Source organism: Streptomyces sp. NPDC051738 (assembly GCF_044453205.1).
Classification (GTDB): Bacteria; Actinomycetota; Actinomycetes; order Streptomycetales; family Streptomycetaceae; genus Streptomyces.
In genome coordinates, this window is the sequence record NZ_JBITCM010000032.1 from 20,326 (window position 1) to 35,625 (window position 15,300).

A 15,300-nucleotide genomic window follows, 5' to 3' on the forward strand; every position below is an offset into this window, starting at 1 on the left:
CTTGCCTTGTCAAGACAGTGTCAACGTCCACGTGAGAGGCGCCAGGGATGCGTCAAGATGTCTGCCCGGGGGCTCGCGGAGCGGTTCGCTGAGACCTGATGAACGAAGTACCGCGCGGACGGCTGAAGGTCTACCTCGGGGCGGCCCCGGGGGTGGGCAAGACGTACCGCATGCTCGATGAGGGGCGGCGTCGCGCCGGCCGCGGGGCCGATGTGGTGGTGGCGTTCGCCGAATGCCACGGGCGGCCACGGACCGAGGCCATGCTCGACGGTCTGGAGGTCGTGCCACGGCTCCCGTGCGGCTACCGGGGCGGCCGGTTCGAGGAGATGGACCTCGCCGCGGTGCTCGACCGCCGGCCGCGGGTTGCGATCGTCGACGAGTTCGCCCACAGCAACATCCCCGGCAGCGGACGTCACCCCAAGCGGTGGCAGGACATCGAGGAACTGCTGGCCGCGGGCATCGATGTCATCACGGCCGTCAACGTCCAGCACCTGGAGTCCCTCAAGGACGTGGTCGAGAAGATCACCAGGGTGCCCCAGCACGAGACGATGCCCGACGAGGTCGTACGCCGCGCCCAGCAGGTCGAGCTCGTCGACATCCCGCCCGAGGGGCTGCGGCGTCGCATGGCGCACGGCAACATCTACGCGCCGGAGAAGATCGACGCGGCCCTCGCCAACTACTTCCGGCCCGGCAATCTGACCGCGCTGCGGCAGTTGGCGCTGCTGTGGGTGGCCGACCGGGTCGACGAGGCCCTCAACACCTACCGCGCCGAGCACGCGATCGGCGGGGTGTGGGAGACCCGGGAGCGGGTCGTGGTCGCGCTGACCGGCGGCCCGGAGGGCGACACGATCATCCGGCGGGCCGCCCGCATCGCCGCCCGGTCGGCCGGCGGGGACCTGCTCGCCGTGCACGTGACCCGCAGCGACGGCCTGACAGCGGGTGCCTCGCACGCCTCGCTCGCCCGTCAGCGCCGGCTCGTGGAGGACCTCGGCGGCAGCTACCACTCGGTCGTCGGCGACGACGTTGCGACCACGCTCGTGGAGTTCGCCCGCGCCGAGAACGCCACCCAGCTCGTCCTCGGCGCCAGTCGGCGCGGGCGCCTGGAACGGTTCGTGACGGGCCTCGGGACGGGGGAGAGCGTCGTCGCGCTCTCGGGCGACATCGACGTCCATCGGGTCACCCACGAACGGGCCGGCCGCGGCACCCTGTTGCCGTCCCGCCGCCGTACGCTCTCCACGTCCCGGCTGATCGCGGGACCGGTCGCCGGACTCGTGTTGCCGGTGCTGCTCACCCTCGTCCTCGCGCAGTTGCGCGGCACCCTGAACCTGACCAGCGAGGCGTTGCTGTTCCTGCTCGCGGTGGTGGGCGTGGCCCGCATAGGCGGTGTGGCGTCCGCGGTGGTCGCCTCCGTCACCGCGTCCCTGCTGCTCAACTACTGGTTCATCCCGCCCATCGGTGCCTTCACGCTCGACGATCCGAACGCCCTGATCGCGCTGGCGGTGTTCGCCGTGGTCGCCGCCACCGTCGCCGTGGTCGTCGACCGCTCCCTGCGCCTGTCCCGCAGAGCCGCCCGGGCCACCGCCGAGGCGGAGACCATGTCCTCCCTCGCGGGCAGCATCGTGCGCGGCGGCCAGACGATCCCGGCCCTGCTGGAACGAGCCGGGGAGACCTTCGGCATGGAGTCGGCCGAACTGGTCGACGAGCCGCCCGACACCGCGGGAGTGACCGCGGTACCGGCGGGCCCGGGTGCCTACCTCGCGCTCCACGGGCGCGACCTGTCCCCGTCCGAGCGGCGTGTGCTGGCCGCCTTCGCCGCGCACGTGGGGTCCGCCGTGGAGCGGGCCCGGCTCGCCGAGGCCGCCGCCGAGGTCGAGCCGGTGAAGGCCGCCGACCGTATGCGTACGGCACTGCTGCGCGCCGTCGGCCACGACCTGCGCACGCCGCTCGCCGCGGGCTGGGCCGCAGTGACGTCACTGCGCAGCCGGGACGTCGAGTTCTCCGCCGAGGACCGGGACGAACTCCTCGCCACCGCCGACGAGTCCATGGCCAAGCTGAACCGTCTGGTGGAGAACCTCCTCGATCTCAGCCGGCTGGAGGCGGGCGTGCTGAAGCTGAACCTGCGGCCCACCGCGCTGGAGGAGGTCCTGCCGGCCGCGCTGGTGGACATCCCTGGCGTCGAGGTCGGGGATGTGGAGGATCTGCCGTCGGTGCTCGTCGATCCGCCGCTGCTGGAACGGGTGATCGCCAACCTGGTCGCCAACGCGGCCCGGCACAGTCCGCCGGGAACCAAAGTGCTGGTCACCGCAAGTGCGTTGGCGGGGTGGGCCGAACTCCGGGTCGTCGACCGGGGGCCGGGGCTTCCGGTGACGGGGCGGGAGCGGATTTTCGAGCCGTTTCAGCGGCTGGGGGACACTGACAACACGGCCGGGCTGGGGCTGGGGCTCGCCTTGGCGCGGGGGCTGACCGAGGCGATGAGCGGAACGGTGCTTCCGGAGGACACGCCGGGGGGTGGGCTGACGATGGTTGTTTCGTTGCCGCTGGTGGGGGATGCGGTGGGGGTGGGATCGCCGTAGGGGTGTCTGTGGCGCGGCGGGTGCGGGTTCGTTGCGGCTGGTCGCGCAGTTCCCCGCGCCCCTGAGGGTGTTGTCGTGCTCGGCGTGCTTCCGGACTCTCCTGTGCCCCTGAGGGCGTGGTCGTGCCCGGTGTGCGTCCGGACCATCCCGCGTGGCTGAGGGCGTGGTCGTGCGCGGTGTCAGTCCAGGCCGGAGGCCTTGAAAACCGTCGCCCGACGGGAGGCCAGCCAGCCTGCGCCGGCCGAGACCCGCGCCGGGCAGAGCACCACGAACAGCAGGACCGCCAGCGTGAACCACAGCGCGGCGCGGGCGTCGACGAGGGTGTCGGCGCCCCAGTCGATCAGGAACAGCAGACACAGCAGGACGGCCGCGCAGCGGAACGAGTCGAGCAGATCGCGTGCCCAGCGGCGGTCGGTCGCCGTCTCCTCCAGGGGCCTGGCCGGTTCTCCGATCAGGTCGTCGTCGCGCGCGTCGTTGCGGTGTCCCATACGGCCGATGGTAGGGAGCGCGCGAGCCGGAGCAGCGCACCTTGACGGTCCTCTGACGAGCGCCCGGCCGTTCTTGACGCCGCCGCAGCGACAACACGTCCGTTGTGCGCGTCACACACGCGTCAAAGTGCCGTCAAGGACGGGCCGTTGGGCGCGAAGAACGCGCAAGGAGCGGTCGGGAACGGCGTGGTGCGGACAGAACCTTGGTCAGTCACGCGCGGCACCTCGCGCGTGACTGCTCGACGTACGAAGGAGCACGCATTCCATGTCCGTCCTGACCGCCACGCCCGGGGCGACCCCCGCCGACGAGGAACCGCCGGATACCGGCGAACGGCACCGGCTCACCGCCGTCACAGGCCTCGCCGCCCTGTCCCTCGACGCCATGGCGTCGGTGGCGTACGGGCCCGAGGCGATCGTGCTGGTGCTGGCCGCGGCCGGCGCCCACGGCCTCGGCTTCACGCTCCCGGTCACGCTCGCCATCGCCGCTCTGCTGGCGGTGCTGGTCGCCTCGTACCGGCAGGTGATCGCCGCCTTCCCGGACGGCGGCGGCTCCTACGCCGTGGCCAAGGCGCACCTGGGCAGGCGCACAAGCCTGGTCGCGGCGGGCTCGCTCGGCCTGGACTACGTCCTCAACGTCGCCGTCGCCGTCACGGCCGGTGTGGCCGCCCTGACCTCCGCCTTCCCGGCGCTCTACGACGACCGGCTGTGGCTGTGCCTGGCCGTGCTCGCGCTGATCACGGCGGTGAACCTGCGCGGCATCGTCGAGTCGGCGAAGGCGTTCATCGCGCCGACCGTCATCTTCGTCGGCTCCATCCTGGTGCTGATCGTCGTCGGGTTGTTCCGGTCCGCGCCGGTCAGCACCGAGGCCGCCGCGGGGCACGCCTCGGTCCTCTCCGACAACTCCACCACCGTGGGCGCCTTGCTCCTGCTGAAGGCCTTCGCCTCCGGGTGCTCCGCCCTCACCGGCGTCGAGGCCATCGCCAACGCCGTCCCCTCCTTCCGCGTCCCGCGCGTCAAGCGCGCCCAGAGCGCGGAGATCGCCCTCGGCGCCGTGCTCGGCGTGATGCTGATCGGCCTGTCGGTGCTGATCTCCCGCTTCCATCTCCAGCCGGTCGAGGGCGTCACCGTCCTCGCCCAGCTCGCGGACGCCTCCTTCGGCCACAACTGGGCGTTCTACGTCGTCCAGTTCGGGACGATGATCCTGCTGGCCCTGTCCGCCAACACCTCCTTCGGCGGCCTTCCGGTGCTGCTGAAGCTGCTCGCCCGCGACAATTACCTGCCGCACGTGTTCGCGCTGAAGGCCGACCGGCAGGTGCACCGGCACGGCGTGCTCGCGCTGGCGGCCGTCTCCACCGGGCTGATCGTCTTCTCGGGCGGCGACACCAACACCCTCGTGCCGCTCTTCGCCATCGGCGTCTTCGTCGGCTTCACGATCGCCCAGGTGGGCATGGTCCTGCACTGGCGTCTCCAGAAGGGCCCGGGGTGGCGCGGCAAAGCCCTGCTCAACGGCTTCGGTGGGCTGCTCACCGGCGTCTCCGCCGTCGTCGTAACAGCGACCAAGTTCGAGGAGGGCGCCTGGCTGATCGTGATCGCCCTGCCCCTGCTGGTCATGGCCTTCGAGACCGTGCACCGCGCCTACACCCGGATCGGCGACCGCCTCGGCCTCGGCCGCATCCCCGAGCATCCGCATCGCGACCACTCGGTCGTGGTCGTGCCCGTCTCCTCGCTCACCCGGCTCACCTCCGAGGCCCTCACCGCCGCCTCCTCCCTGGGCGACGAGGTCCGTGTGGTCACCGTCTGCCACCCCGACCCCGAGGACCGGGCCGCGCTGCACGCCCTGGAGCGCTCCTGGACCGAGTGGGACCCCGGCGTGCCCCTGGTCCGGCTGACCAGCGAGCGCCGCTCTCTGGGCCGCCCCATCGCCGCGTACGTCCGTGACGTCATGGCCGCGGAGCCGGCCACCCAGGTCACCGTGCTCATCCCGGAGGCGGAGCCCGAGCGCATGTGGCAGCGGCTGCTGCAGAACCAGCGGGGCGCGATCGTCGCGCACGCCGTGCGCAGGGAGACCGACGCGGTGATCTGCAGGTTGAGGTTCCGCTTGTTCTGACCGGGGCGCGGCTGCGACCTGCGGTGATCGCACTGCCGTATGAGTTCCGTCAAGGGCGCGCAGTGGGCCGTATGGGAGCCGTCAACGGCGCTCGATTCCGGCCACGAAGGCTGTTTCCTCTAACCGTCCCTGTCCGACCGAACCTCACTCCAGGAGCTCACGATGGCCGATCTGGCCTTCGTCGTCACCACGATCGCGGCCTTCGCGCTGGTGGCCTTCGTCGCCAAGGGGGTGACCAAGCTGTGACCGCCGAGAACATCGTCGGCCTCGTCGTGGCAGTCGCCCTGCTGGGCTATCTCGTCCTCGCCCTGATCTTCCCGGAGAGGTTCTGAGACAAGGTATGGGTCCCGTACTTGCCGGTCTGCCACAACTGCTCGCGCTGATCGCGGCCCTGGCGCTCGCCTACAAACCGCTTGGCGACTACATGGCCAAGGTCTACTCCTCCGACAAGCACTGGCGTGTCGAGAAGTGGATCTACAAGGGCATCGGCGCCAACCCTGACACCGAGATGCGCTGGACCGCGTACCTGCGCGGCGTCCTCGCCTTCTCCGCCGCCGGCGTCCTCTTCCTCTACGCCCTGCAGCGGCTGCAGGGCGTGCTGCCCGGTTCGCTCGGCTTCGCGGCCATCGACCCGGACCAGGCGTTCAACACCGCCGTGTCCTTCGTGACCAACACCAACTGGCAGTCGTACTACGGCGAGCAGGCCATGGGCCACGTCGTGCAGACCGCCGGTCTGGCCGTGCAGAACTTCGTCTCCGCTGCCGTGGGTATCGCCGTCGCGGTCGCCCTCGTACGCGGCTTCTCGCGCTCGCGCACCGGTGAGCTGGGCAACTTCTGGGCCGACCTGGTGCGTGGTGTCGTACGCATCCTGGTGCCGCTGGCCGCGATTGCCGCGGTCGTCCTGGTGGCGTGCGGTGCCATTCAGAACTTCTCCGGCATCCACGGGGTCGGTCAGTTCACGGGCGGCTCGCAGCAGTGGAACGGCGGCGCGGTCGCCTCGCAGGAGGCCATCAAGGAGCTGGGCACCAACGGCGGCGGTTACTTCAACGCCAACAGCGCCCACCCCTTCGAGAACCCCACCCCGTTCTCGAACCTCTTCGAGATCTTCCTGATCCTCGTCATCCCGTTCTCGCTGACCCGCACCTTCGGCCTGATGGTCGGCTCGGTCAAGCAGGGCTACGCGATCCTCGCGACGATGGCCACCATCTGGCTCGGCTTCACGGCCCTGATGATGTGGACCGAGTTCGCCCACCACGGCCCGGCGTTCGACATCGCCGGCGGGGCGTACGAGGGCAAGGAGACCCGGTTCGGCGTCGGCGCGTCCTCGATCTTCGCCACGGCGACCACGCTCACCTCGACCGGTGCCGTGAACTCCTTCCACTCGTCCTTCACCGGCCTCGGCGGCGGCATCACCATGCTCGGCATGATGCTGGGCGAGATCGCGCCCGGTGGTACCGGCTCCGGCCTCTACGGCATGCTGATCATGGCGATCATCGCGGTGTTCATCGCCGGTCTGATGGTCGGCCGTACGCCCGAGTACCTGGGCAAGAAGATCGGCACCCGTGAGATCAAGCTGGCGGCCTGCTACATCCTTGTCACCCCGGCGCTGGTGCTCGTCTTCACCGCCTTCGCCATGGCGCTGCCGACCCCGGCCAACTCCATGACCAACAGCGGGGCGCACGGGTTCTCCGAGATCCTGTACGCCTACACGTCCGCCTCCAACAACAACGGCTCGGCCTTCGCCGGTCTGAACGCGGACACGCAGTGGTTCAACACCACGCTGGGCCTGTGCATGCTGCTCGGCCGCTTCGTGCCGATGGTGTTCGTGCTGGCGCTGGCCGGCTCGCTCGCCGAGCAGAAGCCGGTCCCGGCCACGGCGGGCACGCTGCGCACGGAAAAGCCGCTGTTCACCGGCTTGTTGGTGGGCGCGATTCTCATCATCACCGGTCTGACGTACTTCCCGGCCCTGGCGCTGGGGCCGCTGGCCGAGGGGCTGGCCTCATGACCACCGACGTAACGAAGACCGACGTAAAGAAGCAGGACTCCATGTCCACACCCACCCTTGCGCCGCACCAGGACGCGCCGACGGGGCACAAGTCCCCCGAGGGCCGTGTCGGCGCGGGCCTCTTCGACCCGAAGCAGCTGGTCAAGTCGCTGCCGGACGCCTTCCGCAAGCTCGATCCGCGGGTGCTGGTCAAGTCCCCTGTGATGTTCGTGGTGTGGATCGGCTCCGTCCTGACCACCGTCTTCTCCTTCAAGGACCCGGGCGACTGGTTCGGGTGGACCATCAGCGCTTGGCTGTGGCTGACCGTGATCTTCGCCAACCTGGCGGAGGCCGTCGCCGAGGGCCGCGGCAAGGCCCAGGCCGACACCCTGCGCAAGGCCAAGACCGACACGGTGGCGCGTCGGCTCGACGGTTCTGTCGAAGAGCGTGTGCCGGGTACCGAGTTGAAGATCGGCGACCTCGTTGTGTGCGAGGCCGGCGACATCATCCCGGGTGACGGTGACGTCATCGAGGGTGTCGCGTCCGTCGACGAGTCGGCGATCACCGGCGAGTCGGCCCCGGTCATCCGGGAGTCCGGCGGCGACCGCTGCGCGGTCACCGGCGGTACCAAGGTCCTCTCCGACCGCATCGTCATCAAGATCACGACGAAGCCTGGCGAGACCTTCATCGACCGGATGATCAACCTGGTCGAGGGCGCCGCGCGGCAGAAGACGCCGAACGAGATCGCGCTGAACATCCTGCTGGCCTCGCTGACGATCGTCTTCCTGCTGGCCTGCGCCACGCTGCCGCCGTTCGCGGACTACGCGGGCACGCACCTGACGATGGTCGTGCTGGTCGCCCTGCTGGTCTGTCTGATCCCGACCACCATCGGCGCCCTGCTCTCCGCGATCGGTATCGCGGGCATGGACCGTCTGGTCCAGCGCAACGTCCTGGCGATGTCGGGCCGCGCGGTCGAGGCCGCCGGTGACGTCTCAACGCTGCTGCTCGACAAGACCGGCACCATCACGCTCGGCAACCGCCAGGCTGCCGAGTTCGTCCCGGTCGCGGGCGCCACCGAGGCCGAGGTCGCGGACGCCGCCCAGCTGTCGTCGCTGGCCGACGAGACGCCCGAGGGCCGCTCCATCGTCGTCCTGGCGAAGGAGAAGTACGGCCTGCGCGAGCGCCACCAGGGCGAGCTGGTCGGCGCCGAGTGGATCACGTTCACCGCGCAGACCCGGATGTCCGGCGTCGACCTCACCGAGGACGGCGTGTCCCGCAAGGTCCGCAAGGGCGCCGCGGGTTCGGTCATGGCCTGGGTGCAGGAGCGGGGCGGCACGGTCGCCGACGACGCGGACACCGCCGCCAACCGCATCTCCGAGGCCGGCGGCACGCCGCTGCTGGTCGCCGTGGACGATGCCGACGGCGCCCGGATCCTGGGCGTCATCCACCTCAAGGACGTCGTCAAGGACGGCATGCGCGAGCGGTTCGAGGAACTGCGCCGCATGGGCATCAAGACCGTCATGATCACGGGTGACAACCCGCTGACCGCCAAGGCGATCGCCGAGGAGGCGGGTGTCGACGACTTCCTCGCGGAGGCGACTCCCGAGGACAAGATGGCGCTGATCAAGCGGGAGCAGGCGGGCGGCAAGCTGGTCGCGATGACCGGTGACGGTACGAACGATGCCCCCGCGCTCGCGCAGGCGGACGTCGGCGTGGCCATGAACACCGGTACGTCGGCCGCCAAGGAGGCCGGCAACATGGTCGACCTCGACTCGAACCCGACGAAGCTCATCGAGATCGTCGAGATCGGCAAGCAACTGCTGATCACCCGGGGCGCGTTGACCACGTTCTCCATCGCCAACGACGTCGCGAAGTACTTCGCGATCATCCCGGCGCTGTTCGCGGCCGTCTACCCGGGCCTGGACAAGCTCAACGTCATGGGCCTGTCCTCGCCGGACTCCGCGATCCTGTCCGCGGTCATCTTCAACGCGCTGATCATCATCGCGCTGGTGCCGCTGTCCCTGAAGGGCGTGCAGTACCGGCCGGTCAGCGCCGACAAGATGCTGCGCCGCAACCTGACCATCTACGGTCTCGGCGGGCTGGTCGCGCCGTTCATCGGCATCAAGATCATCGACCTGCTCATCTCCCTCATTCCCGGAATCGGTTGATCGCGATGAACAACTCCGTATCCAACACGGCCCGGTTGCTCGGGGCGGGCCTGCGTGCCCTCCTCGTACTGACCCTGGTGACCGGTGTCATCTACCCGCTGGTCGTCACCGGCATCGCGCAGGGGCTGTTCAACGACAAGGCGAACGGCTCCGAGGTCAAGTCGGACGGCAAGGTCGTCGGTTCCTCGCTGATCGGCCAACAGGGCTACAGCCTCGACTACTTCCAGCCCCGACCGGCCAACGGACTGGGCGAGAACTCGGTCAACACGCAGTACAAGCTGATCCTGTCCGGCGCCACCAACCGCTCCGGTGACAACCCCGAGCTGATCAAGTGGGTGAAGGAGGCCAAGGCCAAGGTCGTCAAGGAGAACTCCACCGCCGACTACAAGGTCAAGCCCTCGCAGGTGCCCGCCGACGCGGTCACCTCCTCCGGCTCCGGCCTGGACTCGGACATCTCCCCGCAGTACGCGGACCTCCAGGTCCACCGGGTCGCCGAGAAGAACGACCTGTCCGTCGCCCAGGTACGGAAGCTGGTCGACGAGCACACCGAGGGCCGAACCCTCGGCTTCATGGGCGAGCCGCGCGTGAACGTCCTTGAGCTGAACATCGCCCTCAAGGAACTGATCGAGGGCAACTGACCGATGACCCGAGTGCTGGTCGTGGAAGACGACCCACAGCTGGTGCGCGCACTCGTGATCAACATGCAGGCCCGCCGGTACGGAGTGGACGCGGCGCCCGACGGCGCCACGGCCCTCCGGCTGGCGGCCGCGCGTCAGCCGGATGTGGTGATGCTCGATCTCGGCCTGCCCGACATGGACGGGGTCGACGTCATCAAGGCTCTGCGCGGCTGGTCCCGTATGCCGATCGTGGTGCTGTCGGCCCGTCAGGCCTCCGACGAGAAGGTGGCCGCACTCGACGCCGGCGCCGACGACTACGTCACCAAGCCCTTCAGCATGGACGAGTTGATGGCCCGGCTGCGGGCCGCCGTCCGCCGTACCGAAGAGTCTTTGGCGGCCTCCGGGACGACCCAGGTGGAGACGACCGAGTTCACCATCGACCTGCTGGCCAAGAAGGTCGTACGGGGTGGCCGCGACGTACGCCTGACCCCGACCGAATGGCATCTGCTGGAGATCCTGGTGACCAACCCCGGGCGCCTCGTCACCCAGCAGCACCTCCTGAGGGAGGTCTGGGGCATGTCCCGCAGCGGCAACACCAACTACCTGCGGGTTTACATGGCCCAGCTGCGCCGCAAACTGGAAGCGGATCCCGCACACCCCCGCTATCTCATCACCGAACCCGGCATGGGTTACCGCTTCGAAGGGTGAACATGGCACGCGGCAAACTTCGGATCTACCTCGGTGCGGCACCCGGCGTCGGGAAGACGTACGCGATGCTTTCCGAGGCGCACCGGCGGGTGGAACGCGGCACCGACTGCGTGGTCGCGTTCGTGGAGCACCACGGCCGGCCGCGCACCGAGGTGATGCTGCACGGTCTGGAACAGATCCAGCGCAAGGAGCTGGAGTACCGGGGCACTTCCTTCACCGAGATGGACATCGACGCCGTCCTGGCCCGCCGGCCCAAGGTGGCGATGGTGGACGAGCTGGCCCACACCAACATCCCCGGCTCGCGCAACGCCAAGCGCTGGCAGGACGTGGAGGAACTGCTGGCGGCCGGCGTCGACGTGATATCGACCGTCAACATCCAGCACTTGGAGTCGCTGGGCGACGTCGTCGAGTCGATCACCGGCGTGCGCCAGCAGGAGACCGTGCCGGACGAGGTGGTGCGCCGGGCCGACCAGGTCGAGCTTGTCGATATGTCGCCACAGGCGCTACGGCGGCGGATGGCGCACGGCAACATCTACAAGCCGGACAAGGTCGACGCGGCGCTGTCGAACTACTTCCGTCCGGGCAACCTCACCGCCCTGCGCGAGCTGGCTCTGCTGTGGGTGGCCGACCGGGTCGACGAGTATCTGAACGCGTACCGCAGTGAGCACGAGGTCTCGACGATCTGGGGTTCGCGGGAGCGCATCGTCGTCGGCCTGACCGGCGGCCCTGAGGGGCGGACGCTGATCCGCCGGGCCGCCCGGCTGGCGGAGAAGGGCGCCGGCGGTGAGGTGCTGGCCGTCTACATCGCCAGCAGCGACGGGCTGACGTCCTCGTCGCCCAAGGAACTGGCCGTCCAGCGCGGCCTGGTCGAGGACCTCGGCGGCACCTTCCACCACGTCGTCGGCGACGACATCCCCGTGGCTCTGCTGGACTTCGCGCGCGGGGTGAACGCCACCCAGATCGTGCTCGGCGTCTCCCGCCGCAAGAGCTGGCAGTACGTCTTCGGGCCCGGCGTCGGCGCCACGGTCGCCCGCGACTCGGGCCCCGACTTGGACGTCCACCTGATCACCCACGACGAGGCGGGCAAGGGACGCGGACTGCCCGTGCCCCGCAGCGCCCGCCTCGGCCGGTCGCGAATCATCTGGGGCTGGCTCGTGGCCGTACTCGGCCCGGCCGTCCTCAGCGTGCTGCTGACGCACATCGCGCCCGAAGTCGGCCTCGCCAACGACATGCTGCTGTACCTGTCGCTGACGGTCGCCGCGGCGCTCCTCGGCGGGCTGCTGCCGGCTCTTGCCTCGGCGGTGGTCGGCTCCCTGCTGCTGAACTGGTTCTTCACCCCGCCCGTCCACACGCTGACCATCGCCGACCCGAAGAACATCGTCGCCATCGCCATCTTCATAGGCGTGGCGGTGTCGGTGGCCTCCGTGGTGGACCTGGCGGCCCGCCGCACCCACCAGGCGAACCGCCTGCGCGCCGAGTCGGAGATCCTGTCCTTCCTCGCCGGTAACGTCCTGCGCGGCGAGACCAGCCTGGAATCGCTGCTGGAACGCGTCCGTGAGACGTTCGGCATGGACTCGGTGGCGCTGCTGGAGCGGGAGAGCGACGTCGACCCGTGGACCTGCGCGGGCAGCGTGGGCCCGCAGCCCTGCCAGGACCCTGACGAAGCGGACGTGGACGTACCGGTCGGCGAACACATGGCGCTGGCGCTGACCGGCCGGGTGCTGCCCGCGGAGGACCGCCGGGTGCTGGCCGCATTCGCCGCGCAGTCGGCCGTCGTCCTGGACCGCCAGCGGCTGAGGCGCGAGGCTGACCAGGCCAAGGAGCTGGCCGAGGGCAACCGCATCCGCACGGCCCTGCTGGCCGCCGTCAGCCACGACCTGCGGACGCCCCTCGCCGGTATCAAGGCCTCGGTGTCCTCCCTGCGGTCCGACGACGTGGCCTGGTCCGAGGAGGACGAGGCCGAACTCCTCCAGGCGATCGAGGAGGGCGCCGACCGGCTCGACCTCCTCGTCGGCAACCTGCTGGACATGTCGCGCCTGCAGACGGGCACGGTGACACCGCTGATCAGGGAGATCGACCTCGACGAGGTCGTTCCGATGGCGCTCGGCGGGGTGCCGGAGGGCAGCGTGGAGCTGGACATCCCGGAGACGCTGCCCATGGTCACCGTGGACAAGGGCCTGCTGGAGCGGGTCGTCGCCAACGTCGTCGAGAACGCCGTCAAGTACAGCCCGCAGGACAAGGCGGTGCTGGTCTCCGCCAGCGCCATCCGGGACCGCGTCGAGGTACGGGTGGTCGACCGCGGGCGCGGCGTCCCGGACGAGGCCAAGGACCGCGTCTTCGAGCCCTTCCAGCGCTACGGCGACTCCCCGCGCGGCGCCGGAGTGGGCCTCGGCCTCGCGGTCGCGCGCGGCTTCGCCGAGGCAATGGGCGGCACGATCAATGCGGAGGACACGCCTGGCGGCGGCCTCACCATGGTGCTGAGCCTGCGGATGGCGCAGGGGCGGCGGCCGGGGGAGCCGGAGGTGCCGGCCGCGGTGGGTTCGTAGCCGCTCGATCTACCCCGCGACGCCGGGATGATCCGCCGTCCCGCGACGCCGGGATGATCCGCCGAACAGGCCCTGGGCCGGGTGCCTGGTGTCCAACCGTCACCGCCACGCGTTGCACCGCCGCCAGCTCTCGCGGCTCTTCTTGGCGCACCGCTGACGGCGTTCTCCCCGGGCGGCCGTGCCCCGTGTCAGCATCCCGTCAGCGTCCGGGGCATCGCCGTCAGCATCGCGTCATGAGCCGTCGGAACCCCCGGGTCATCGGGCATAGCGTCAGTGGCAAGCCCCGGTCCGCCTCCCCGCGTACGGGGCCATCAAGCAACTCGCCCGACCCAAGCAACCCGCCCGACCCACCTCGGATCCTCCCGGAGGAATCCCATGGCAGACATCCTGTCCGACGAAGACCCGGAGCCCTCTGATCGGTTCCCGGCCGGCCCTCTGTACGTTCCGGTCCGGCCGGGACAGGCCGCTTGCGCGGCCCGCCTCTTCCGTACACCGATCGGTGACCGCACCGCCGTAGGGTTCACCTCGCAGCGGAAACTGACCGCCACCCTCGGCCCGGACCAGCCCTGGATCCGGCTCGCCGAGCCCGCCCTGCGCTCCCTGACCGCACCGCTCGGCGTCACCGCCGTCACGGTGGACCCCCAGTTCTGCGCGCCCGCCCCGGCCGTGACCACGCCGTCCGCCGCGGAGCCCGCCCCGCAGCACTCGCTCGTCTCGGCACTTGCCCTGTGGATCGGCTGAGGGGGAACCGCACGATGACCACCATTCACGAACCCGCGGTGACCACCTCGGCCGACGCGCTCTCGGTGTGGCCGGCCTCGGCCGTGGAGCCCCGCGAGGGCGAGATCACCGTGGGCGGCGTACCGCTCGCCGAGGTCGCCGACCGTTTCGGAACGCCCGTCTACGTCATCGACGAGGACGAGGTCCGCGAACGCTGCCGCACCTACCGGCAGGTCTTCCCCGACGCCGACATCCTGTACGCGGCCAAGGCGTTCCTGTGCCGGGCGATGGTCCACTGGGTGGACGAGGAGGGCCTCGGCCTGGACGTCTGCTCGGCCGGTGAGCTGGAGCTCGCCGTCACCACCGGCTTCCCGCCGGAGAAGATCGTGCTGCACGGCAACGCCAAGTCGCCCCGCGACCTGGACACCGCGCTGCGCCTCGGGGTCGGCCGGATCGTCATCGACAGCCCGTCCGAGATCGCCCGGCTGGCCGCGGCGGTCGGACCCGACGGCCACCAGAAGGTGATGGTGCGGGTCGTGCCCGGCATCAGCGCCGGCGGCCACGAGAAGATCCGCACCGGCACCGAGGACCAGAAGTTCGGCCTGTCCATCTCCGACGGCTACGCGCAGTACGCCATCGCCCGGATACTGGACCAGCCGCAGCTCGAACTGACCGGCCTGCACTGCCACTTGGGCTCGCAGATCACCAGTGTCAAGCCCTATCTGTCCGCCGTACGGCGCATCGTCGGCCTCATGGCCCGGCTGAACGAACAGCACGGCCTGGTCCTGCCCGAGCTCGACCTCGGAGGCGGCCACGGCATCGCCTACCGCCCGGGCGAACCCGCCCTGGACCTCACCACGTTGGCCCGCAAGGTGCGCTCGGAGCTGGTCGGGGCGTGCGCGGCGGCGGGGCTCACCGTGCCCCGGCTCATCATCGAACCCGGGCGGGCGATCGCCGGCCCGGCGGGGATCGCGCTGTACCACGTCCTCGCCGTCAAGCGCACCGGCACGCACACGTACGTCGCCGTCGACGGCGGCATGAGCGACAACCCCCGGCCCGCCCTCTACGGCGTCCGGTACGCGCCCCGCCTGGTCGGCCGGCACAGCACCGCCGCCCCGGCCCCGGTCACCGTGGTGGGCCGGCACTGCGAGGCGGGCGACATCGTCGCCGCCGACGTCGAACTCCCCGAGGACATCCGTCCCGGAGACCTCCTCGCCGTCCCGGTCGCCGGCGCCTACCACCTGTCCATGGCCTCCGGCTACAACATGGTCGGCCGCCCGCCGGTGGTCGCCGTGGACGACGGTCGGGCCCGCCTCCTGATCCGCCGCGAGTCCCTGGAGGACATCCGCAGCCGCGACGTGGGCCTCTAGCCCACGGCTGTCGCGGACG

At 70.3% G+C, this 15,300-nt stretch carries 11 protein-coding genes; 10 read left to right on the top strand and 1 reads right to left on the bottom strand.

Translation table 11 applies throughout. The features are described from left to right. Window positions 1-98: 98 nt before the first annotated feature. Entirely contained in the window at window positions 99-2,573 is a 2,475-nt protein-coding gene (locus ACIA8X_RS43655) for an ATP-binding protein (RefSeq protein WP_393461721.1), read from the top strand. Window positions 2,574-2,752: 179 nt separating this feature from the next. Here ACIA8X_RS43655 and ACIA8X_RS43660 read toward each other — a convergent pair whose 3' ends face one another. Further along, complete coding sequence (locus tag ACIA8X_RS43660; RefSeq protein WP_393461723.1) at window positions 2,753-3,061, bottom strand: hypothetical protein; 309 nt, start codon at window positions 3,059-3,061, stop codon at window positions 2,753-2,755. A 265-nt stretch (window positions 3,062-3,326) separates the two neighbouring features. On the opposite strand from ACIA8X_RS43660, the gene ACIA8X_RS43665 reads away from it, so the two are divergent. From ACIA8X_RS43665 to lysA, 9 genes are all read left to right on the top strand, one after another. Continuing rightward, complete coding sequence (locus ACIA8X_RS43665) at window positions 3,327-5,168, top strand: APC family permease (protein ID WP_393461725.1); 1,842 nt, start codon at window positions 3,327-3,329, stop codon at window positions 5,166-5,168. A gap of 242 nt (window positions 5,169-5,410) precedes the next feature. Continuing rightward, on the top strand, window positions 5,411-5,500 hold the full coding sequence (kdpF, locus tag ACIA8X_RS43670; protein ID WP_016434100.1) for a K(+)-transporting ATPase subunit F: 90 nt from the start codon (window positions 5,411-5,413) through the stop codon (window positions 5,498-5,500). An 8-nt stretch (window positions 5,501-5,508) separates the two neighbouring features. Then, window positions 5,509-7,173, top strand: a complete 1,665-nt coding sequence (gene kdpA / locus ACIA8X_RS43675) for a potassium-transporting ATPase subunit KdpA (RefSeq protein WP_393461727.1) — start codon at window positions 5,509-5,511, stop codon at window positions 7,171-7,173. After that, a complete protein-coding gene (gene kdpB / locus ACIA8X_RS43680) occupies window positions 7,170-9,320 on the top strand; it encodes a potassium-transporting ATPase subunit KdpB (protein WP_393461729.1) in 2,151 nt (716 codons plus the stop codon). The genes kdpA and kdpB overlap by 4 nt, the downstream gene beginning before the upstream one ends. 5 nt (window positions 9,321-9,325) lie before the next feature. Next, the gene (locus tag ACIA8X_RS43685; protein WP_393461731.1) at window positions 9,326-9,958 is read left to right on the top strand and encodes a potassium-transporting ATPase subunit C; all 633 of its coding nucleotides are present in this window, start codon (window positions 9,326-9,328) and stop codon (window positions 9,956-9,958) included. Window positions 9,959-9,961: 3 nt separating this feature from the next. After that, complete coding sequence (locus ACIA8X_RS43690; RefSeq protein WP_393461733.1) at window positions 9,962-10,645, top strand: response regulator; 684 nt, start codon at window positions 9,962-9,964, stop codon at window positions 10,643-10,645. A gap of 2 nt (window positions 10,646-10,647) precedes the next feature. Next, a complete protein-coding gene (locus tag ACIA8X_RS43695; protein ID WP_399460610.1) occupies window positions 10,648-13,191 on the top strand; it encodes a DUF4118 domain-containing protein in 2,544 nt (847 codons plus the stop codon). A gap of 375 nt (window positions 13,192-13,566) precedes the next feature. Then, window positions 13,567-13,932, top strand: coding sequence for an SAV_915 family protein (locus ACIA8X_RS43700; protein ID WP_393461737.1), 366 nt, complete (start codon window positions 13,567-13,569; stop codon window positions 13,930-13,932). 14 nt (window positions 13,933-13,946) lie between these two features. Continuing rightward, the gene (lysA, locus tag ACIA8X_RS43705; RefSeq protein WP_393461739.1) at window positions 13,947-15,281 is read left to right on the top strand and encodes a diaminopimelate decarboxylase; all 1,335 of its coding nucleotides are present in this window, start codon (window positions 13,947-13,949) and stop codon (window positions 15,279-15,281) included. Window positions 15,282-15,300: the final 19 nt, after the last annotated feature.

What these genes read in the sequence shown, in the direction of transcription:
- ACIA8X_RS43655 (WP_393461721.1), top strand. Translation starts at nt 99, where the DNA reads ATGAACGAAGTACCGCGCGGACGGCTGAAGGTCTACCTCGGGGCGGCC.
- ACIA8X_RS43660 (WP_393461723.1), bottom strand. Translation starts at nt 3,061, where the DNA reads ATGGGACACCGCAACGACGCGCGCGACGACGACCTGATCGGAGAACCG.
- ACIA8X_RS43665 (WP_393461725.1), top strand. Translation starts at nt 3,327, where the DNA reads ATGTCCGTCCTGACCGCCACGCCCGGGGCGACCCCCGCCGACGAGGAA.
- kdpA (WP_393461727.1), top strand. Translation starts at nt 5,509, where the DNA reads ATGGGTCCCGTACTTGCCGGTCTGCCACAACTGCTCGCGCTGATCGCG.
- kdpB (WP_393461729.1), top strand. Translation starts at nt 7,170, where the DNA reads ATGACCACCGACGTAACGAAGACCGACGTAAAGAAGCAGGACTCCATG.
- ACIA8X_RS43685 (WP_393461731.1), top strand. Translation starts at nt 9,326, where the DNA reads ATGAACAACTCCGTATCCAACACGGCCCGGTTGCTCGGGGCGGGCCTG.
- ACIA8X_RS43690 (WP_393461733.1), top strand. Translation starts at nt 9,962, where the DNA reads ATGACCCGAGTGCTGGTCGTGGAAGACGACCCACAGCTGGTGCGCGCA.
- ACIA8X_RS43695 (WP_399460610.1), top strand. Translation starts at nt 10,648, where the DNA reads ATGGCACGCGGCAAACTTCGGATCTACCTCGGTGCGGCACCCGGCGTC.
- ACIA8X_RS43700 (WP_393461737.1), top strand. Translation starts at nt 13,567, where the DNA reads ATGGCAGACATCCTGTCCGACGAAGACCCGGAGCCCTCTGATCGGTTC.
- lysA (WP_393461739.1), top strand. Translation starts at nt 13,947, where the DNA reads ATGACCACCATTCACGAACCCGCGGTGACCACCTCGGCCGACGCGCTC.